The 20,485-nt window shown below is 43.8% G+C and carries 19 protein-coding genes; 4 read left to right on the top strand and 15 right to left on the bottom strand.

Translation table 11 applies throughout. The features are described 5' to 3' along the window. Positions 1-80: 80 nt before the first annotated feature. The 13 genes from lipA to leuS all read right to left on the bottom strand — a co-directional run bounded on the left by lipA (position 81) and on the right by leuS (position 13,974). Positions 81-1,049: a lipoyl synthase gene (lipA, locus tag DXX94_RS05210; protein ID WP_116014310.1), complete on the bottom strand. Its 969-nt coding sequence runs from the start codon at positions 1,047-1,049 to the stop codon at positions 81-83. Beyond that, positions 1,039-1,698, bottom strand: a complete 660-nt coding sequence (lipB, locus tag DXX94_RS05205) for a lipoyl(octanoyl) transferase LipB (protein ID WP_116014308.1) — start codon at positions 1,696-1,698, stop codon at positions 1,039-1,041. Before lipB ends, lipA begins: the two co-directional genes overlap by 11 nt. A gap of 68 nt (positions 1,699-1,766) precedes the next feature. Beyond that, positions 1,767-2,030, bottom strand: coding sequence for a DUF493 family protein YbeD (ybeD, locus tag DXX94_RS05200; RefSeq protein ID WP_115999622.1), 264 nt, complete (start codon positions 2,028-2,030; stop codon positions 1,767-1,769). 272 nt (positions 2,031-2,302) lie between these two features. Then, entirely contained in the window at positions 2,303-3,499 is a 1,197-nt protein-coding gene (locus DXX94_RS05195) for a D-alanyl-D-alanine carboxypeptidase family protein (RefSeq protein WP_116014306.1), read from the bottom strand. 192 nt (positions 3,500-3,691) lie between these two features. Beyond that, positions 3,692-4,612, bottom strand: coding sequence for a septal ring lytic transglycosylase RlpA family protein (locus DXX94_RS05190; RefSeq protein WP_116014305.1), 921 nt, complete (start codon positions 4,610-4,612; stop codon positions 3,692-3,694). A gap of 126 nt (positions 4,613-4,738) precedes the next feature. Next, positions 4,739-5,857 (bottom strand): rod shape-determining protein RodA, encoded by a 1,119-nt coding sequence (rodA, locus tag DXX94_RS05185; protein ID WP_116014303.1) that lies wholly within the window; start codon positions 5,855-5,857, stop codon positions 4,739-4,741. Next, positions 5,857-7,830: a penicillin-binding protein 2 gene (gene mrdA, locus DXX94_RS05180; protein WP_116014301.1), complete on the bottom strand. Its 1,974-nt coding sequence runs from the start codon at positions 7,828-7,830 to the stop codon at positions 5,857-5,859. The genes rodA and mrdA overlap by 1 nt, the downstream gene beginning before the upstream one ends. 74 nt (positions 7,831-7,904) lie before the next feature. Next, positions 7,905-8,375 (bottom strand): 23S rRNA (pseudouridine(1915)-N(3))-methyltransferase RlmH, encoded by a 471-nt coding sequence (gene rlmH, locus DXX94_RS05175; protein ID WP_115999627.1) that lies wholly within the window; start codon positions 8,373-8,375, stop codon positions 7,905-7,907. Positions 8,376-8,398: 23 nt separating this feature from the next. Continuing rightward, on the bottom strand, positions 8,399-8,719 hold the full coding sequence (gene rsfS / locus DXX94_RS05170; protein ID WP_115999628.1) for a ribosome silencing factor: 321 nt from the start codon (positions 8,717-8,719) through the stop codon (positions 8,399-8,401). Positions 8,720-8,929: 210 nt separating this feature from the next. After that, a complete protein-coding gene (gene nadD, locus DXX94_RS05165; RefSeq protein ID WP_116014300.1) occupies positions 8,930-9,652 on the bottom strand; it encodes a nicotinate-nucleotide adenylyltransferase in 723 nt (240 codons plus the stop codon). After that, a complete protein-coding gene (holA, locus tag DXX94_RS05160; RefSeq protein WP_116014298.1) occupies positions 9,645-10,685 on the bottom strand; it encodes a DNA polymerase III subunit delta in 1,041 nt (346 codons plus the stop codon). Before holA ends, nadD begins: the two co-directional genes overlap by 8 nt. Before the next feature lie 32 nt (positions 10,686-10,717). Further along, positions 10,718-11,218, bottom strand: a complete 501-nt coding sequence (locus DXX94_RS05155) for an LPS-assembly lipoprotein LptE (RefSeq protein WP_116014297.1) — start codon at positions 11,216-11,218, stop codon at positions 10,718-10,720. 170 nt (positions 11,219-11,388) lie between these two features. Beyond that, positions 11,389-13,974, bottom strand: coding sequence for a leucine--tRNA ligase (gene leuS / locus DXX94_RS05150; RefSeq protein WP_116014295.1), 2,586 nt, complete (start codon positions 13,972-13,974; stop codon positions 11,389-11,391). Positions 13,975-14,311: 337 nt separating this feature from the next. Between leuS and DXX94_RS05145 the strand changes: the two genes are divergently transcribed. After that, positions 14,312-14,794: a zinc ribbon-containing protein gene (locus DXX94_RS05145; protein ID WP_181901481.1), complete on the top strand. Its 483-nt coding sequence runs from the start codon at positions 14,312-14,314 to the stop codon at positions 14,792-14,794. Positions 14,795-15,001: 207 nt separating this feature from the next. Next, positions 15,002-17,389, top strand: a complete 2,388-nt coding sequence (locus DXX94_RS05140; RefSeq protein ID WP_116014292.1) for an ATP-binding protein — start codon at positions 15,002-15,004, stop codon at positions 17,387-17,389. Positions 17,390-17,755: 366 nt separating this feature from the next. On the opposite strand, the gene can is transcribed toward DXX94_RS05140, so the two are convergent. Next, positions 17,756-18,355 (bottom strand): carbonate dehydratase, encoded by a 600-nt coding sequence (can, locus tag DXX94_RS05135; protein WP_116014291.1) that lies wholly within the window; start codon positions 18,353-18,355, stop codon positions 17,756-17,758. A gap of 138 nt (positions 18,356-18,493) precedes the next feature. Between can and ppiC the strand changes: the two genes are divergently transcribed. Continuing rightward, positions 18,494-18,772, top strand: coding sequence for a peptidylprolyl isomerase PpiC (gene ppiC / locus DXX94_RS05130; RefSeq protein ID WP_116014289.1), 279 nt, complete (start codon positions 18,494-18,496; stop codon positions 18,770-18,772). Between the two features lie 134 nt (positions 18,773-18,906). Here ppiC and DXX94_RS05125 read toward each other — a convergent pair whose 3' ends face one another. Then, positions 18,907-19,080 (bottom strand): DUF2897 family protein, encoded by a 174-nt coding sequence (locus DXX94_RS05125; protein WP_116014288.1) that lies wholly within the window; start codon positions 19,078-19,080, stop codon positions 18,907-18,909. 219 nt (positions 19,081-19,299) lie between these two features. On the opposite strand from DXX94_RS05125, the gene DXX94_RS05120 reads away from it, so the two are divergent. Continuing rightward, the gene (locus DXX94_RS05120) at positions 19,300-20,466 is read left to right on the top strand and encodes a methyl-accepting chemotaxis protein (RefSeq protein ID WP_116014286.1); all 1,167 of its coding nucleotides are present in this window, start codon (positions 19,300-19,302) and stop codon (positions 20,464-20,466) included. The last annotated feature ends 19 nt before the right edge of the window (positions 20,467-20,485 follow it).

Below are 20,485 nucleotides of genomic sequence, written 5' to 3'. Positions count from 1 at the left end.
GATCTGGCGAGCACAGGCTAATAATTAGAACGGCAGCATCCCACAATGCTGCCGTTGAAAATGAAGTGAATGTCCGCGCCTTAGCTGACTTCTTCACCTGCGGCTTGCTTGTCAGCATGGTAACTTGAGCGTACTAGTGGCCCACAGGCGGCATGCTTAAAGCCCATTTTCATGGCTTCGTCGTGGAACATTTTAAATTCATCAGGGTGAACATAGCGTTCAACAGGTAAGTGCTCTTTACTTGGTTGCAAGTATTGACCAATTGTTAGCATGGTCACGCCGTGAGCACGCAAGTCGCGCATAACTTCAAGAATTTCTTCGTTAGTTTCACCTAAGCCCACCATTAAGCCTGACTTAGTTGGTACATCGGGGTTAGCTTCACCAAATTTCTTAAGTAAGTCTAATGACCACTGGTAGTTCGCCCCTGGGCGCGCTTTAGTGTATAGGCGTGGCGCAGTCTCCATGTTGTGGTTAAACACATGTGGTGGATGCTGGTTTAAAATTTCAAGCGCTCGATCCATACGGCCACGAAAATCAGGCACGAGAATTTCCACTTTTGTATGTGGCGCAAGTTCGGCAATTTCTTTCACACATTCAGCAAATTGGCTCGCACCACCGTCACGCAGGTCGTCGCGATCAACTGAAGTGATCACCACGTACTTTAGTGACATGTCTTTAAGCGTAAGTGCCAATTTTTTCGGCTCTTCTGCGTCTGGCTTTAGCGGGCGACCATGAGCTACATCACAGAACGGGCAGCGACGGGTACAAATGTCACCTAAGATCATAAAGGTGGCGGTACCGTGATTGAAGCACTCTGACAGGTTAGGGCATGAAGCTTCTTCACATACTGAGTGCAAACCGTGCTTGCGTAAGCCAGCCTTGACTTGATCGATTTTTTCAGTAGTACGCGGTAGTTTGATGCGCAACCACTCTGGTTTACGCAGCATAGTTTCACGCTCTGAAGGTACGACTTTAATTGGGATATGGGCCATTTTCTCTGCGTCGCGTAACTTAACGCCGGGCTCCATACGTGAAGATTTAATTGTCATATTGTTGTTCCAAACCTGTTTGATACTGAAGCTTGTCGGCTTCAAGTAGTGCGCTTAAATGTTTGACCAGCCCTTGACCTGCTTGCTCAACGGTTTTCGGACCATTTAAATCAGCACTTTGAATAATCTCTAAATCGTTATAACCACAAGGATTGATGCGCAAAAATGGTGATAAATCCATATTAACATTGAGCGCTAACCCGTGGAATGAACAGCCTTTGCGAATCCGTAAGCCAAGCGAAGCGACTTTTTTGCCATCGACATAGACACCTGGGGCATCTGGCCTTGGGTAGGCGTCAATATCATATTCTGCGAGGGTATTAACTATCGCATTTTCAATTAGGGTAACCAGTTCTCGGACACCCATTTTCCGGCGTCTAAGATCGATCATGACATAGATAACTTGCTGGCCGGGACCGTGGTAAGTCACTTGTCCGCCACGGTCAACTTGTACAACTGGGATTTCCCCTGGCGCAAGTAAATGCTCTTCTTTACCGGCTTGCCCTTGAGTAAACACGGGCGGATGCTCTACTAACCACAGTTCGTCTAAGCTTGACTTGTCACGCTCATCGGTGAACTTTTGCATGGCTTGCCATACTTGCGTGTACTCTGCTTGTGCTAACTGTCGAATAACTAGCGTTTTAGTCAATTTACTGCCTACTTGATTTTACAATGTCGCGATAGAATGCTTGGCTATTTATTTGGTGGCTTGGTTCGCTAGAGAATATAGCGAACTTGCTCAATCGTATTAAGTGATTGATATACTTGCTCAATATGCTCTTTGCTTGTCACGCGAACGGCAACAGACACAGATACATAATTACCTTTAGAGCTTGGCTTTAATTTCGGTGAGTAATCGCCAGGTGTGTGTTTTTGTAACTCAGCAACAATCAAGTCAGGTAATTCGTCGCAAGCGACACCCATCACTTTGAAGTTTAGTACGGTTGGAAATTCTAATAGTTCATCAAATTTAGTTTGCATATTTGCTCTCTATTACTGATTGCAGGGCGCTAATACAATGCTCCACAACGCAGTCTCTTGCGAACGCTCACATATATGCGGTCGCTTGGTACTCTTAGTTCATATTTTATCACTAATCTACAGGCAAGGGCTATGCTTGTGATTTGCTGGCTTGTTAATGGTGGCGAACAATCAAAATTCAAGCGCCAAATGCAACTTTATAAGACAAAAAGCCCTAGCGTTTGCTAGGGCTTTTCAAGGGATGATTTACGCTATTACTTCACATTTAATAACTAGTTAACAAACTGCAGTTTTACATAGTCCACTAAACGGCTGAACATGCTGCCTTCGTTCACTTCTTGTAAGGTAACCAGCGGGTATTCAGCGATATCTTCACCGTTAAGGGTTAAATAAAGTTTGCCCACTTGCTCACCTTTGGCTAATGGAGCAACAAGTTCTTTGGTAAGTTCGACGTTCGTTTCAATTTTCTTACGTTGCCCACGCGGAATAGTAATCGGCGTACTTTCTAAAATACCTAGGTTAACGTCTTTAATATCACCCATCCAAACACGGTTCGTGGCAAACGTTTCGCCAGCTTCATATGGCGTGATGGTTTCAAAGAAGCGGAAGCCATAGTTAAGTAGTTTCTTGTTTTCAATTTTACGAGCACGTTGGCTTTCGGTACCCATCACCACAGAAACTAAACGCATTCCGTCTTTCACCGCTGAGGTCACTAAGCTATAGCCAGCTTTTGAGTGGTAACCTGTTTTAATACCGTCTACGTCTAAACTCTTGTCCCATAGTAGGCTGTTACGGTTGTATTGTTTGATGTCGTTGTAAGTGTACGAGCGTTGCTTGTACATCTCATATTCACTTGGTGTATCGCGAATCAATGCAATCGCTAGGGTTGCCATATCTCGTGGTGTAGTGAAGTGCTCTTCACTGTGCAGACCATGGCTGTTTTCAAAGTAACTGCTCGACATGCCTAATTGCTGTGCGTGGGCATTCATTAGATCGGCGAAGGCATCTTCCGACCCTGCAATATGCTCAGCCATTGCAACACAGGCATCGTTGCCTGAAGCGACAATAATGCCTTGGTTAAGCTCGGCAACACTCACCTCAGTACCGACTTCAATAAACATTTTTGAAGAATCTGGGAAGTTTTTTGCCCATGCATTTTCACTGATAGTCACCATATCAGTGCTTGCGATATTACCTGCTTGAAGCTCGCGACCGATAATATAGCTGGTCATCATTTTAGTTAAACTGGCAGGCTCTAATTGCGTGTCGGCATTGCCTTCTGCGATCACTTTACCTGTGGTGTAATCAATTAATATGAAACCTTTGGCATTAATTTCTGGGGCATCCGGTGTGATGCGAATCGATTGCGCCGAAGCAGAAAATATAGATGAGGAAAGCGTAATGGCGCTTAGCAAAACTAAGCATCGCTTAGTGGATTTAGTTACGCGCTGAGCGAATGGGCGTGACATAATGCTCCTTGAAAATTGTATTTTTAACCAGCTGCACAACTGATCATTGCTTTAGCGAGTTATTTACTTTGCCACTCGCTTTATTGGGGAGGGCAGTGCTAAAGGTTGGTGTGATAAGTTGTGTCAAAAAATTGCCAACAGTATATCACTACTATTAGGATTTGCTACGCGCAAACCCAATGGATAACAGGCTTAATGTAAGATTTTGCGACGGTAGGCGCTTTCGTAACCGGCTTGTCGCAAACTGGTGACTAATTCATCGGTATTTTCGTGCTCGGCAAATGGGCCTAGCTTAACGCGGTATATACCATTTTGCTGTGAATAAACGGCGTTGTGTTGATATAAGCTGGTCAGTGCTAGAACTGTACGCTTAGCCACGTCTTCACTGCGTGTTGCGAATACTTGAACATAATCACCTTCTGGTACCGCCGAGTCATTGTTGGTCGTTGTTAACGTCTCTTGCTTAACTTTCTGCTTAACTTCTTGCTTCGCTTCCGGCTTGGCGTCAGTGGCTGCTAACTTACTTGTACCAACAGGTGAAGTTTTTGCACTGGCAACCGAACTTGGTTTTGCTATCGGCGCATTATCGTCAGTAATTGCTTCAATTGTAACGTTTGCTGTGCCAGTAGACAGCATGCCTAACTTGTATGCCGCGCTGTATGACAAGTCGATAATACGATCTTGATGGAACGGCCCACGATCATTGACGCGGACTATGACTGATTTTTGGTTTGCTTGGTTGGTAACTTTTACATAGGTTGGCAATGGTAAGTTTTTATGCGCGGCACTCATGGCATACATGTCATAAATCTCGCCATTAGATGTTAAATGACCGTGAAATTTTTTACCATACCAAGAAGCTATACCTGACTGGCTAAACCCTTCTGCGCTATCGAGTACTTGATAGTGCTTACCGCGCACTTGATAGTTTCGATTACCACCTCGGCTTTTCGGCTCAACACGCGGAATGGGATCTTTAAGCTCCGCAGCGGTTGGTAAACGGGTTGGAATGCTGTCATGTGCTTGTTGGTAGCGGCCAGTATTGGTACTGCAACCAGCCATGATGGCAATAGCAGTGATAAGCAAGCTGGCTAGGCATAATTTTTTAGTCATTATTATTTATGTATAGCTTTTATGTTTAGCTGTTATGTAGTGTTTTTATGTTTAGCTTTTATGCGCAGTTTTTATGTATAGCTTTTATGCGTTACCATAAAATTGAGATTTAAAGCTTATCTGCAATCACTGTGCATTAAACCGACGGTGCGTTCCTATTGCCATTAGAATGCCAAAGCCGGCCATTAATGTCACCATTGACGTACCGCCATAGCTAACGAGCGGCAGCGGTACGCCAACCACTGGTAGCAAGCCCGAGACCATACCAATATTGACAAATACATATACGAAAAAGGTCAACGTAATACTGCCTGCAAGCAGTTTGGTAAAGGCTTCTTGAGCATTTACTGCGATCCAAAGCCCACGCATCACGATAGCTAGATAAACAAGCAGTAACGCTGTTACGCCAACTAGTCCAAACTCCTCACTAAATACTGAGAAGATAAAGTCGGTATGGCGCTCAGGTAAAAACTCTAATTGTGATTGTGTGCCTTGCAGCCAGCCTTTGCCATATAGCCCGCCTGAACCAATGGCAATTTTCGATTGAATAATGTGGTAGCCGCTACCCAGTGGATCTTTCTCTGGATCGAGAAAAGTCAATACCCGCTGCTTTTGGTAGTCTTTCATCAAATACATCCAAAGGATTGGCGTAAATGCCGAGGCAAGGCCAACGCAGGTGCCAATTAACTTCCAACTGGCGCCTGCAAGAAAAATCACGAAAATGCCTGAGCTAGCAATTAACAGTGAAGTACCTAAGTCGGGTTGCTTAGCAATGAGTAATGTTGGGATTAGCACAAGAATAAAGGCAATTACGATATTACCTAGCTTGGCTGGCAGATCGTGCTGGCTGATAAACCAAGCGATGGTGATCGGCACAATAAGTTTCATCACTTCTGAAGGTTGAAACTGCATAAAGCCAAGATTTAACCAGCGTTGAGCGCCTTTACCTACCGTACCAACTAGCAGTACCGCGACCAGTAAACCTAAACCAATCACAAAAGTGGGAACGGCCCATTTAAAATAAACCTGCGGTGGAATCTGCGCGACGATAAACATCACGAGCAGGGCAACGCCAAGGCGAACACCTTGTCGAACAACCAAATCAAAGTCTTGCCCACCTGCGCTATAGACCACAAAAAGTCCCAAGGTCATCAAGCTAAGTAAGCCAAGCAACAAGGGTAAATCTAAATGAAGTTTCTGCCAAATATCGAGTTTTTTGGCTTGATCTTGCCCCGTTGATCGCATTAATCGGCCTCGTCAGTGGAAACGGTAAAGTGTTCGTCGTGAAGTGGATGTTCCTCACTGGTGTATTCGCTAGTGATCACGCGATTACCAAAATATTGATCCATTATTTGCCTTGCCACCGGCGCGGCATTGGTTGCACCACCGCCTTTGGCAACATTTTCGATAGCAACAGAGACCACAATCTCGGGCTTATCAAATGGGGCAAAGGCGATAAACATGGCATTATCACGCTTGTTCTCTTGAGTTTTTTCGGCGTCATATTTTGCATCTTGCGCAATGCGCGCAACTTGTGCAGAGCCTGTTTTACCGGCGGCGTCGTATTGGTGGTCTTTAAACGCGGTATGACCAGTTGCCCCTTTTTTCTGCACGGTTGAATGCATCGCATCTAAAACAAGTTGCCAATTGTCTTGGTTATTTAAGGCAATTGGTGGATACTCCTCAAGCTCATATGGCTGAGCACTGATGGTGACAATATTCTTGCCTTCACCTTGTGTGTATGTAGTTTGCGAACTGGCTTTTAATAAATGCGGCTTTTTGATTTCACCTTTGTTAACCAACACTGAGGTCGCCTGCGCCAGTTGCAGTGGTGTTACCGTCCAATAACTTTGTCCGATACCGACTGATAAAGTTTCGCCTGTATACCAGTTTTGATTGTAGCGAGCGCGCTTCCAGCCAACACTGGGCAAAATACCACTGCTCTCTTCATGAATATCAATGCCGGTGCGTTCACCAAAGCCAAACTTGTCCATCATCTCGCTGATTTTGGTGATACCAAGCTTGTAGGCTAAATCGTAAAAGTAAACGTTACACGATTGTTCAATCGCTTTAGTTAAATCAACCCAGCCATGCCCCCATTTTTTCCAGTCACGGTATTTGTGATCAACGCCTTTTAATTGATACCAACCGGGGTCCCAAATTCGAGTTTCAGGTGTTATCACTCCTTGCTCTAGGCCAAGTAAGGCTAAGAAGGGTTTTACGGTAGAAGCGGGCGGGTAACCTTGGACACTGCGATTGATCAGTGGCAAGTCTTTCGAGTCTAATAATTTGCGGTAGTTCTTCGAGCTAATGCCGTGCACGAACAAGTTACCGTCGTAACTTGGGTTCGAATACATCGCCAACACTCCGCCATCACGCGGGTCAATCGCAACTACTGAGCCGCGTTTGCCAGCGAGTGCCCGCTTAGCGATCATTTGTAGCTCAATATCTAGGGTAAGGGTGAGGTCTTTACCGGGAGTCGGAGGGGTGAAATCAAGTGTGCGTATCACGCGTCCTTGGTTATTCACTTCAACTTCTTGGTGACCAATACGGCCGTGCAGAATCTCTTCGTAATACTTTTCTAGGCCTAGTTTACCTATCTCACGTGTTGCGGCGTAATTCTCTGATTTTCCGTCTGCTTCTAGACGCTGCGCGTCTTTACGGTTAATTTTGGCAACATAACCTAAATTATGGGTGGTTAAATCACCAAAAGGATAATAACGCTTAAGTCGGGCATCAATAAATGCGCCTGGGTATTTATGCTGATTAACGGAAAAGAGCGCAACTTGCTGATCGCTCAAACGCGACTGCAATTCAATCGGTTTAAAACGACGTTTACCGCGCAGCGCTTTGAAGAATTTTTGTTGCTTTTCTTCGCTGATATCGAGCAACTCGCTAATATCGGCAATCGTACCTTCGAGGTCTTCAACCTGCTCAGGAATAATTTCTAAGCTGTAAACGGGCTTATTTTCAGCCAGCAGTACGCCATTGCGATCATAGATTTGCCCGCGATTAGGGGCAACAGGTAAAAGCTTAATGCGGTTGCTGTTTGATCGTGTTTGATACTTTTCGAACGAGTTAACTTGCGAGTTATAAACGTTGGTAAACAGAACAATCAACATCGCGACCACACCAATGAGTGCAATAAAAGCACGGCGAGCAAACAAGTTTGCCTCGGCGCTGTGGTTACGTATGGATACGCGTTTACGTCTTACCATGATAGCTGCTTAGTTTTGATGGCTATTTCCTTTGCTTACTCTCTGGGCTTATTCTCTGGGCTTATTCTCTGGGCTTATTCTCGATGATAAGGATGGTTAGTATTAACACTCCAAGCGCGATACAAACTTTCGGCAATAATAATGCGCACCATAGGGTGTGGCAATGTTAACGGTGAAAGCGACCACTTTTGCTCTGAGGCTTTAATACAAGCGGGTGCTAGCCCCTCTGGCCCACCAACCAATAATGCCACATCTCGGCCATCGTGCTGCCAACGCTCTAGCTGGGTAGCGAGCATTGGAGTGTCCCAGGGTTTACCTGTTACTTCTAGGGTAACAATGCGATTGCCTTTTGGAATAGCCGCTAACATTTGCTCGCCTTCTTTGTCTAGAATACGGGCAATATCAGCATTTTTAGTACGTTTACCAGGAGGGATTTCAACCAGATGAAAGCTTAAATCACGTGGGAAACGGCGGGCATATTCTTCAAAGCCCTGAGTCACCCAAGCAGGCATTTTATTGCCAACGGCATATAAAGTTAAACGCATTGAACGGATCGCCTAAATTGCTGTTAGTCTTGCCAAAGCTTTTCAATTTGGTATTTGTCACGTTGCTCGTCAGTCATGACATGAACGACCACTGAACCTAAGTCAACTAACGACCATTCACCAATATCGTTACCTTCGATACCGAGCGGTTCGATACCTTCAGCACGGCATTCCATGGCAACATTTTGCGCAATAGATTTAACGTGGCGATTAGAGTTACCTGAAGCGACTACCATGTAATCAGCAAAACTGGCCTTATCTTGAATATTTAGGGTGATAATGTCGCGGCCTTTTAGATCGTCGATTTTTTCATAAACGAAAGCGGAAAGAGCTTCACTTTGCAATGTTTTTTCCTTGATTGAAATTGAATTAAAACAATATTCGAAATTAGTAACCGCTAATAATATCACTATTTATCAAGAGCGTTAACTGCTCAAAGGTAGCAGGCAGTAAATTATTAGGCTACGAAGTACTTATTCGTGAAGTATTCACAAAAACGCGTTGATGTTTAGGTTAGTGCGGATAGTGAGTTATCTGTATATTCAGGCAAATTATTAGCAATAAAGCTGATGCTGCTTGATGTACTCTGCGATTACCTTGGGGAGCTGGTTAAATGCTTGGCTAGGCACTTGGGAAGAAGTGGTGACCGATGATGAATCGTACGTGTTTACTTGACTAAGCTGATAGCGAATATCGGTTGAAGACAAGTCTACATTAGCTGACGGGGCTAAATAAATTTGTCCAACATCAGCTAGATTTAACGAGGCTTTGTCGGTCAGGCGCTGCTGAAGCTCTGCGTGCAATTGTTTTATGTTAAGGGTGTAATTGGGGCGTGTACAGACAATAAGATTAACTCGCGCGAGTATTTCCTGCCATTGATGCCACTGAGTAAAGCTAAGTAAAGAGTCCATACCAATAAGTAAACTTAGCGAAAGCGATGGTTTTTCGAGCTTAATCTCTTCTAATGTGTCGACTGTATAACTTGGCTTGTCGCGATTAAGCTCTCGACCATCGACACGAAAAAGAGGCACTTGCTGGGCGAGTGCCTGTAACATTGCCAATCTGTGTTGACTGCATACCTTGGCAGCCGCTTTATGCGGCGGAATATTCGCTGGCAATAGCGTGATTTTATTAACGTTTAAATCGCCTGCAATATGTTTACATAGGTTTAAGTGACCCAAGTGAAAAGGGTCAAAGGTGCCGCCAAAAATTAGTTGGCTTTCGGTGTTTTTGGGCCGTTTGCTTTTAACACGCTCGTTTTCAGCAACGTTAGTCATAGTAGTTTAGGCTAAGTGGCTTTAGCTTTTCACCGTGATAAGCGCAAATACAGACATCTGCGAGCATCTGAAAAACATTAAATTCACTCGTAGTTTTACTGACCAAATCAACATCGGCTAGGCGGGTAATCGCAATTAAAATATTATCAAGCGACATATTGGCTAGTGCATGCTGATAAAGCGGTTTGCGCTTATCCCAAATGCGAAATGCTTTAAATATGGCTTGCTCGTTTTCGCCTGCTTGTAATTGGTAATGCATTTGTTTGAGCTGATTGAGCTCTTTATTGATAAACCATTGTATTTTGGCCGCAGGCGTCCCTTCTTGTTGCTGCTGATCTAACATCGTGATGCAGCGATCAATTTTACCCGCGAGTAAGGCATCCACTAAGGCAAAAGGATTAAATTTTGCTTGGCTAATAATCAGTGCTGACAAGGTATCAAAGTCAATTGCCTGCTGGCCATATAAAATAGACAGCTTTTGCAACTCTTGATCGAGCGCTAAGACATTACCCTCAAACATGGCCAGCAATAATTCAATGCCTTGTTTATCAATCACCAATTGATATTGGCGAACTTGGCGATTTAGCCACATGGCTAAACCTTTGGTGTCTAGATCGTAAAGCGGCAGATAAACACCTGCGCCGCTCAGTGCTTTAAACCATTTCTTTTTGCTGGCGTTGCCATCGAGTTTATCACCATGGCAAAGTAAGGTGACATCTGGGCTAAGCTGACTACAAATGAACTCAATCGCTTTTGTGGCACTATCGTTTAACTTGGTGCTAAGAAACTCAAGCTCGATCACACGGCGGGCGGCAAATAGGCTCATTGCATTGTATTCGTTGAGCACCTCATCCCAACTGAATTTGTCATCGATACTAAAGCGGATTAGCTCATCAAAACCTTGCTGCAGTGCAGCGGCTTTAATTTGCGCCAAACTATCGTTTTTTTGCCAAGGCTCGTCACCAAATACTAGCCAAACAGGTGCCAACGGCTGTGATAAGGTTTGTGAGAGTTGATTGTGGTAGATGCGCAAGCTTAAAAACCTCGTTAATTGGCGTTGAAAGCTTAGCTATTAACTTGAATACTCGCCATTTCACGTAGGATACGATCTGCAGCAAGTTGGCGCATTTCTTTTAACAGTAGTGCAAGTTCGCGACTTTTTGCCAAAGTGCGATCTGGGTCATCTTGATAATCACTGTAAAGCTCAAAGCTAAAGCGCTGAGGTTCTTGGTTAGCCATTTGTAGCTGGTAATTAACGGTATAGATAATTTCGTATTCAGCCACTTGTCCGTTAGGGAAGAGTGATAGCGTGCGACGATTTAGCTCATCTTTTAAAATTCTCAGCTCAGGTAGTTCGGCACGAGGTGTACTAACGATATTCACCTGATTTAAGGTTAAATGCTGTTTGACTAAACGAGTTAGCTCACCGTGTTTGTCAACTGAGCTAACATAAAGGGTTTGCAGTTCTGGTGCGAGCAGAAAGTCACCGCGTAAGCGAAAGCCACAAGCCGATAGCAAAATGCTTAACACGACAATTAGGCTTATTTTATGTGACGATAACTTCATAATTTTTCCTTACTCTAAAGCGAAAAGAACCCGACAAGATTAAATAATTAGCGCCTAAACTAACGCCCTATTTATAGCGCCTAACAAGGACTTGCTAGGCGCATTTTTATAGTGTTAGTTAGCGGCTATTTGATATTAAATAATCATTAGTAACAACTAGCTAGCAACCTTTAGTTGGCTACAATGTTTAGCAGCTTACCTGGTACATAAATCACTTTACGCACAGTTTTGCCTTCAACAAATTTTGCTACGTTTTCCTCTTCTTTCGCTAATGCTTCCACAGATTCTTGGCTAGCATCAGCAGCAACAGTCACTTTAGCACGAAGCTTACCGTTCACTTGTACGATGATAAGTTTTTCATCTTCAACCAGTGCAGCGTCATCTACTTGCGGCCAAAGCGCGTCTTCAACTTGGCTACCGTCACCAATTTCTTGCCATAACTTGTGACTTAAGTGAGGCACAATTGGCGTAAGCATTAAGGTAACTGCGCGAACCGCTTCTTGCATAACCACTAGATCTTCGTTTGACTCAAGCTTAGCTTTGGCTAAGTGGTTCATTAGCTCCATCACCGCCGCAATCGCGGTGTTAAAGGTGTTACGACGACCAATGTCATCACTTACCTTAGCAATTGTTTTGTGTAACTCACGACGAAGTGCTTTGTGCTGGCTAGCAAAGTTCACGTTTGACGCGTCAAGCTCAGTTGCTTTTGCTGCTTCGGTGAAATCAGCAGCGAGTTTCCAGACACGCTTAAGGAAACGGTGTGCACCTTCCACACCTGAGTCAGACCATTCTAAGGTTTGCTCTGGTGGTGAAGTGAACATAATAAATAAACGTACGGTATCTGCGCCGTATTGCTCGATAACCGCTTGTGGGTCGATACCATTGTTTTTCGACTTCGACATTTTACTCATGCCTGCCGAAATTACTGGCTCACCATCAATTTTGCTTTTTGCTGCTGTGATCTTGCCTTTTTCGTCACGCTCAACTTCTACGTCAGTTGGGGCAATCCATTCTTGGCCACCGTTAGCACCTTCACGGTAGTAGGTTTCTGCTAACACCATGCCTTGACATAGCAGGCTCTTGAACGGTTCGTCTGAATCAACTAGGCCGACATCACGCAGTAGTTTGTGGAAGAAGCGGGCGTACAATAAGTGCAAAATAGCATGCTCAATACCACCAATGTATTGATCAACGGGTAACCAGTAGTTTGCCTTTTCTGGGTCTAACATTTGATCGTTTGAATCAGTTGAACAGTAGCGTGCGTAGTACCAAGATGATTCCATAAAGGTATCGAAGGTATCGGTTTCACGGAATGCTGCTTCGCCGTTGTAAGTAGTTTTTGCCCACTCTGGATCATCTTTGATTGGCGAGGTGACACCATTCATTACCACATCTTCTGGTAATTCAACCGGCAGTTGATCTTCTGGCACTGGCACAGATTCACCATTGGCTAGGTTAATCATCGGAATTGGCGCGCCCCAGTAGCGTTGGCGTGATACGCCCCAGTCACGTAAGCGGTAGTTAACGGTGATCTTACCTTTACTTAATGATTCAAGCTTAGCGGCAACCGCTTTAAACGCTTCATCAAACGATAAACCATCAAATTCGCCAGAGTTAATTAAGGCACCTTTTTCTGTGATGGCTGCTTTGCTGATATCGTCTTCTTCGCTGCCAGCAATGACTTGCGCGATTTCTAAACCGTACTTAGTGGCAAATTCAAAGTCACGTTGGTCGTGACCTGGTACTGACATGACCGCGCCTGAGCCGTAATCCATTAGCACGAAGTTAGCTGCCCATACTGGTACTAATTCACCAGTTAACGGGTGAATAGCTTTAAGGCCAGTATCAACACCTTTTTTCTCAACGGTTGCCATATCCGCTTCAGATAGCTTGCTTGCTTTCACTTCTGCGATAAATTCAGCCAGCGCTGGGTTATTTTCAGCCGCTTTAACTGACAATGGATGCTGGGCGGCAAGGGCAACATAAGTGACACCCATAATGGTGTCTGGTCGTGTGGTGTAAATATCAAAGCTCTCTTCACTGCCTTCAACAGCGAACGTCATTTCTACACCTTCTGAGCGACCAATCCAGTTGCGCTGCATAGTTTTTACTTGCTCAGGCCAGCCTTCTAGCTGATCTAAGTCATTTAATAACTCTTCTGCGTAGTCGGTGATTTTGATAAACCATTGAGGAATTTCTTTACGCTCAACAATCGCACCTGAGCGCCAGCCTCGGCCATCAATAACTTGCTCGTTAGCCAGTACTGTTTGGTCAACCGGATCCCAGTTTACTGTGGCATTTTTCTTGTAAACTAAGCCTTTTTCGTAAAGCTTAGTGAAGAACCACTGCTCCCAGCGGTAGTAATCTTTTTGACAAGTCGCGAATTCGCGATCCCAGTCATAGCCAAAACCCAGCGACTGCAATTGGCCGCGCATGTAATCAATGTTTTGGTAAGTCCACTTGGCTGGTGCTGAATTATTCTTAATTGCCGCATTTTCTGCTGGTAAACCGAATGCATCCCAACCCATAGGCTGTAATACGTTTTTACCTTGCATGCGTTGGTAGCGAGAAATTACATCACCCAAGCTGTAGTTACGCACGTGACCCATATGCAGACGACCGCTAGGGTATGGGAACATCGACAGGCAGTAGAACTTCTCTTTGCCCGGTTTTTCTTGTGCTTTAAAGGTTTTGTTGTCAGTCCAGAACTGCTGAACTTCTGCTTCAATCGATTGGGGATTGTATGTGGATTCCATCAATTAATTTCTCAAATACTCAGAAGAGGGTGCCTAAGCCTTAACTAGCAGCTTTTTACCATTATTTATCCCATGTGGCTAGGTAAGTAGCAGGGTAAGTAACGTGGGCATTAAATAACGATTTAATCGCTATTTATTCGCTCTTTGAACGGCTGCAATGGCGGCATGTTAAATTTTGCCGCATAGAATACCTTATCCAGCTAGGAAACAACAAGTTTAATCCCGTTAATTGCAACCTGAGTTAAGGCTAATTTTAGAATCACTAAAATACGATATCGCTATGGCTAGCTATACTCAATGATAGGGTGTTTCTTGCTTAAGTGATTAAGGAGTTATGATGGCTGAGCACAACCAACTAGATACTATTTATCAAAAGCTTTCCAATTGGCTGCAAGATATTCAGCAACATGAGGTCAGGCAGTTAATTGATGTCGTGGAAGAAGCAAAGGCGTTAGCGCATGCCGCAGAGAGTTTATCGCAAGAGCGAGTCGGCCAATTTGTTGATAACTTGAAGTATGACTTAAAGGAGTTTAGCGAGCAGTGGCAGCAAGACTCGGCACATTCAATTTATTTGGGACTACTTAACGAAACATGGTGGGATTCGTTAGCAAAAGCGGCAGATAAATCGCAAATAGAGTGGGCTGAGTTGCCGGATGATTTTGCCCATGATGGTATCTATCAAAGTGGTGACTATATTGGTTTTGGTGTATTGGTTTGCTGCCAATGTCAAACCTCGCTGACGGTTTCTCATTTCTCGCAAGTCGCTAATTGTGCTAAGTGTGGGCACGATAAGTTTTACCGACAGCCGCTATCTCCTTAGTTTTCGGTAAATAGGATTATTCAAGTAAATGAAACTTACTTTCTAGTGCAGATAGGGCGGGGTTAAGTTGCTGCTAACTAGATTGCGTTGATTGATAAGTAACCACCTGTCAAAGCCAAGGGTAAATTACCTTTGCTCTTGGCAGGCAAGCGAGTAAACTGGCGATAATACTAACAAAATCTGAACATGTTTCATTTGAGTTCCTGCATGAGTTTATCCGCTGTTAGCTGCCTGCTAAAACCAAACCAATTAACTGCTAATTTATCAGAGGCGATGTTTATCAGCTCTGAGCACGCCATTGAACGTCAGCCATTTGTCGGGCATGAACGTGCAAAAGAGGCGTTGGAATTTGGTTTGTCAATGGAAGCTATCGGTTTTAATGTGTTCGCCATGGGGGATCACGGTACTGGTCGCCAAACATTAATCAAGCAAATGCTAAATGAAGTGGCAGGTGAGCAAACCACGCCATCCGAGTGGTGCTATATCAACAACTTTGATGATAACCACGCACCATATCGACTTTACGTTAGCCCGGGTGATGGCAAACAGTTATTGGCACGTATCAATACCTTCATTGATGAGTTGATGGCACTGTTTCCAGAAATTTTTGATAACCCAGGTTATCAACGTCAAAAGGCGGCGATTGATCGCGAGTTTAACCAAAAATACGATGAAGCCATTGGCACTGTTGAACAAACTGCACTTAGCCATAGCGTTGTCTTGCATGAAGAAAACGGTGAAATTGGTTTTTCACCCTTAGTGGATGGCAAGCCTGTTAGCGATAAAGAATTTGCCAATCTATCCGAAGAAAAACGCGCTGAATTTTACAAAATTCTTGCGGCCCTCGAGAATTTGTTATCGGAACAATTAATTGAGTTACCGCTATGGAAACGCGAGTCGTCAAACAAACTACGAAAGCTTAAATTTGAAACCGCTGATCACAGTATTCGCCCATTAATTAAAGAACTAGAGCACGAATTTGCCAGTAATATAGGTGTGCTTAAATACCTGAGCAAGCTCAAAGAACACGCCGTAGATACAGTACTTGAAGTACTGGCGGATGAAAGTGCAGAAAACACGAACGATAAAGACAATCGTAAGTTATTGGTTGAGCACTTTTTACCAAACCTACTCGTTTCACGTAAGCCGAATGAAGGCGCGCCTGTGGTGTACGAGCAAAATCCAACCTTCCAGAACTTGTTTGGTCATATCGATTTTTCTACCTTTCAAGGAGCAACTTACACTAGCTATCGTCAAATTCGCCCGGGGGCTTTGCACAAAGCGAATGGCGGTTATTTGATTTTAGATGCTGATAAGCTGCTTAATCAGCCATTGGTGTGGTCAAGGTTAAAGCTGGCGTTAAAAACGCAAAAGTTAGCCATTGAAACCCCCTACTCAGAAATGGGGGCGAGCGCGACGGTCACTTTACAGCCGCAAAAAATCCCCCTTAATGTGAAAGTGATTTTACTGGGCAGTTCAGACGTTTACTACATGCTGCAAGAGTACGATCAAGAGTTTACCGAGCTATTTCGCGTATTGGCCGATTTTGATCGTCATATCGATAATAACCACGCCAGTTTAAAAGCGTATGGCAACTTAATTCGTCGCCGCGCAAAACAATTCGATTATCCTCAAGTGCTGGATGAGGCGATTGTTGAGTTGGTGCGCTATGCACTGCGCCGTGCAGAGCATCAACACAAGATCTCTGCCAATATTGTGCAAATCAATGACTTATTGGATGAAGCCGTTTATTGCTGGCGCAAGCAGTCACTAGAAAGCACACTTACTGCTGAATTTGTCAAGCTTGCCCTTGCCGCTAAACAGCGTCGTACCGGACGATTAAGTGAAACTTGGCTCAGTGAAATTAAAGAGCGCCAAGTACTGATTAATACCGAAGGACAAAATGTTGGCAAGGTTAATGGCTTAACCGTATTAGAAATTGGCGAAAGCGTGTTTGGTACGCCAGCGCGTATTACCGCGACGGTATATGCAGGCAGTAATGGCGTGACCGATATTGAGCGTGAGGTTGACTTAGGTAAATCAATTCACTCCAAAGGGGTATTGCTACTCACTGGCTATCTTGGCCACAAATACGGTCAAGAGTTTCCGGTATCGATTTCTGCCAATATTGCCATTGAGCAATCTTATGGGCATATCGATGGCGATAGTGCCTCGATGGCAGAGCTGTGCGTATTAATTTCTGCCATTACGCAACTGCCAATTGAACAAAGCATTGCGATTACTGGTTCAATCAACCAGCACGGCGAAGTGCAATCGGTTGGTGGTGTTAATGAAAAAATCGAAGGTTTTTATCGCCTTTGTAAAGACAAGGGGTTAACTGGCAAGCAAGGGGTGATTATCCCGCGTACAAATGTCATTAATCTGATGTTAGAGCAAGATGTGATTGATGCCGTTAAAGAAGGAAAATTCGCCATTTATGCCGTTGATTGTATCGACCAAGCGTTGGAAATATTGATGGCGATGCCAGCAGGCGAAATTAGTCGCACAGGTCGCTACCCACGCAAATCAATTCATGGTTTAGCATTGGAGAAACTGAATAAATTTGCGGATATTTTAGAAGGTTCGGAAGAGTAGGTTTTTCAACTGTCATCCAATACCCATGTTACTTCAAGATGCTTGATTTCAGCGCTGTCACAGGGACTCAATATCAAGGCGCAGCTTGCCGGAATGGCCACTCCCTTTCAATAAGCTACAACGCTGAGAGTGAGTTCCTGTGAAGTGCCCAAGGGGTTGGTTTAAAAGCGATTTATGCTGTGTTATTGATTTTGACAAGGGAACAAACATTCTCTCCAATCAATGCCTTGCCTAAACCGCTTTTAATTCCAACTGAAACAAACACTTTGAAATAGCATGGGTATATAAAAAAATAACCAGCAATTGCTGGCTATTTTTTCGTTAAGGTTTTAGTTAAGGCTTTCGTTTAGGTTAAAACACTAGCAGCTACTTACCGTCTACCGATACTTCCATATCTTTTAAAATGCCGTCTTTAAGGTTATAGACAAAGCCATGAACCGTTAACTCCTGACCGTTAGACCACGCTTTTTTAACAATACTGGAATTAGCGACATTGGCGACTTGTTCAATTACATTGAGCTCGCACATTAAATTAAATTTCTTGTTTTGATCGGTGACGGCATCAACTTTATCTTTGTGGAATCGATAAACATCTTTTAAATGACGCAGCCAGTTATCGATTAAGCCGCGAGGCTCATCATCCATTGAGGCTATAACGCCACCGCAACCATAGTGACCACACACAATCACGTGCTTCACTTTCAGCACTTCAATCGCGTATTGCATTACCGATAAGCAGTTAAGGTCAGTGTGCACTACTTGGTTGGCGATATTGCGATGAACAAATACTTCACCCGGCGCCAAGCCTAATAGCTGGTTGGCGGGAACACGAGAATCTGAACAGCCAATCCACAAATATTCTGGTGATTGCTGTTTCGACAATTGCTCAAAAAAATCAGGGTCTTGTTCACGTATTTTATCTGCCCATTGTTGGTTTTTACTAAATAGATGATCGATGGAGCTCATAGTTAATTATTATAATTGTAAGTAGTAGATAAACTTGGTGATAGCGTATCACAACTGAATATGTGAAGTGGTTGAATTAGTTGTTTTTAGTGTTTTCAGTTTACAATTGTCACTATTGAGTATTTATTGAGAGCAATCATGGCAACAGCATCTGCCCGACATATTTTAGTGAAAGACAAAGCATTAGCGGAAAAGTTAAAACAACAATTAGACAAAGGCGCTGATTTTGCCAAATTGGCAAAAAAGCATTCCACCTGCCCATCTGGCAAGCGCGGAGGAGACTTGGGTGAGTTTCGTCGTGGTCAAATGGTGAAAGCATTTGACGATGTGGTGTTTAAGAAAGATGTGTTGAAAATTTACGGCCCAGTGAAAACTCGCTTTGGCTTTCACCTGATCCAAACCATTTATCGCAGTTAGACCAACGTTTTCGCCGCTACAATTTAAGGTACTTATGGAACGGTTTGCTTGTGTAACGCTTTACCAAGCAAGCCATCAACTACTTAACATCTTTTTCTTTTCTGATTTCTTTTTTAATGTCCTAGCGATGTCTTTCATTCCTTATCTTCTTCTTTCTCTTCCTTTTCCCAAGCGGCTTGACGCTCTTTTACTTTCTTTTTCTGTTCATCTGTCAGGTTAAATTTCTTCGCAGACTGTTTTAGTAACAGTATACCGCCCCAAATAACTCCTAACGCCAAAACTAGAATTAATAATTGCTCAATATTCATGCAGATAAATGATTTGTCTGTTAAATCTTAAAATTATCATAGAAAAATAGCTGATTTGTCGGTAATTTGGTAACGCTTTCATAACAATGATGTCATTTATTATCTTATTAAGTTTCAAAATAGCTCGAGTACTATTATTCAGGGCTAAAGGTGAGACGACGGTAAATATCATTACTCAGAAAGTTGTGAAGAATAAGAAAAATAATATGGAAAGTTAATATGTTAGATAGGTTAAACGTAAAATTGCTGATGCCGTTGGCATTGATTGGTGTCATTTTTGTTGTCGTTAGTGTCTTGATGGCGGAAGCCTTGTCGGGTGGCGCAGTCACAGGCTTTGTGCTAGCGATGCTCGTCACTCAGCTGATAGGTTGTTACTTTTATTCCCAACAGACATTAACGGCTAGGCTTGCCAAGCTAAAAGCCTATTTGGCGTTAGTGGTGAGTACTGAGCAAGCACCAGAGTCTCCACTTAATGATAGCCGTAGCGATGAACTTGCTGAAATCACTAATGAATTAAGCGAGTTTATTGAAGGTTTAGGGCAAGTAATTGAAGAAATTCGCACTGAGTCTGAGGTGTTAAGTCAAGGCTCTACTAAGCTGTCATCACAAATGGTTAACTCGGTTAATGCCGTTGACGAATCATCAAATCAAATCGAGCTAATGGCAGGCTCAATCAATCAAGTTGCCGAAACTTCGAGTATTTTATCTGACAGCGCAGAGCAAGTTAGCGAAACGACTAGTCGTGTGATGGAAATTCTTGCACAGGGTACTTCCTCGTCAAATACCAGCCAACATACAATTGAATCGGTCACCAATGAAGTCAACAGCATGGCCAATGACTTAGCCTTGCTGCAAGAAGAGTGCTCACGAATTGGCACTGTACTCGATGTTATTCGTGGCATTGCGGAACAAACTAATTTATTGGCACTTAATGCCGCCATTGAAGCAGCGCGTGCCGGAGAACAAGGGCGTGGTTTCGCCGTGGTCGCCGATGAGGTGAGGGCGCTGGCGCATCGAACCCAAGAGTCAACGGTAGAAATTCAGTCGATGGTAGAAGGTTTACAAGAAAAATCGACCAATGCGGTTAACGCAATTGGCCGAGGGCAAGCGTTAACACAAGAAAGTTTAGCGCATTCTCAGCAGGTGGTGTCGGCATTAGACCAAGTCGGTGATGCCTTTGCTGACGTTGACAATCTAACCTCACAAATAGCCAGTGGCACTGATGAACAACGACTGTCGACATCTTCGATAAACGAGGCTATGGCGACGGTGGTGGCCTTAAGCCGTGATGTCACGCAAGGTTTAGCTGCCATTGCTGAGCACGCTGAGCAACAACAGCGCACAGCTGCCGATGTTGACACTACCTTAAATCGAATCTGTGTCTAAATTCCAATAAAAACAGTCA

The sequence above is a fragment of the Thalassotalea euphylliae genome (assembly GCF_003390375.1).
GTDB classification, from domain to species: Bacteria; Pseudomonadota; Gammaproteobacteria; order Enterobacterales; family Alteromonadaceae; genus Thalassotalea_F; species Thalassotalea_F euphylliae_A.
This window is presented reverse-complemented; position numbering and strand designations above follow the sequence as displayed.

Bases quoted from the DNA above. Each gene is read 5' to 3' on its own strand.
- can (WP_116014291.1), bottom strand. From the start codon at position 18,355: ATGAGCTCCATCGATCATCTATTTAGTAAAAACCAACAATGGGCAGAT.
- nadD (WP_116014300.1), bottom strand. From the start codon at position 9,652: ATGACTAACGTTGCTGAAAACGAGCGTGTTAAAAGCAAACGGCCCAAA.
- DXX94_RS05125 (WP_116014288.1), bottom strand. From the start codon at position 19,080: ATGAATATTGAGCAATTATTAATTCTAGTTTTGGCGTTAGGAGTTATT.
- mrdA (WP_116014301.1), bottom strand. From the start codon at position 7,830: ATGGTAAGACGTAAACGCGTATCCATACGTAACCACAGCGCCGAGGCA.
- rodA (WP_116014303.1), bottom strand. From the start codon at position 5,857: ATGCGATCAACGGGGCAAGATCAAGCCAAAAAACTCGATATTTGGCAG.
- ppiC (WP_116014289.1), top strand. From the start codon at position 18,494: ATGGCAACAGCATCTGCCCGACATATTTTAGTGAAAGACAAAGCATTA.
- DXX94_RS05190 (WP_116014305.1), bottom strand. From the start codon at position 4,612: ATGACTAAAAAATTATGCCTAGCCAGCTTGCTTATCACTGCTATTGCC.
- lipA (WP_116014310.1), bottom strand. From the start codon at position 1,049: ATGACAATTAAATCTTCACGTATGGAGCCCGGCGTTAAGTTACGCGAC.
- DXX94_RS05195 (WP_116014306.1), bottom strand. From the start codon at position 3,499: ATGTCACGCCCATTCGCTCAGCGCGTAACTAAATCCACTAAGCGATGC.
- rlmH (WP_115999627.1), bottom strand. From the start codon at position 8,375: ATGCGTTTAACTTTATATGCCGTTGGCAATAAAATGCCTGCTTGGGTG.
- DXX94_RS05140 (WP_116014292.1), top strand. From the start codon at position 15,002: ATGAGTTTATCCGCTGTTAGCTGCCTGCTAAAACCAAACCAATTAACT.
- leuS (WP_116014295.1), bottom strand. From the start codon at position 13,974: ATGGAATCCACATACAATCCCCAATCGATTGAAGCAGAAGTTCAGCAG.
- DXX94_RS05120 (WP_116014286.1), top strand. From the start codon at position 19,300: ATGTTAGATAGGTTAAACGTAAAATTGCTGATGCCGTTGGCATTGATT.
- ybeD (WP_115999622.1), bottom strand. From the start codon at position 2,030: ATGCAAACTAAATTTGATGAACTATTAGAATTTCCAACCGTACTAAAC.
- DXX94_RS05145 (WP_181901481.1), top strand. From the start codon at position 14,312: ATGGCTGAGCACAACCAACTAGATACTATTTATCAAAAGCTTTCCAAT.
- DXX94_RS05155 (WP_116014297.1), bottom strand. From the start codon at position 11,218: ATGAAGTTATCGTCACATAAAATAAGCCTAATTGTCGTGTTAAGCATT.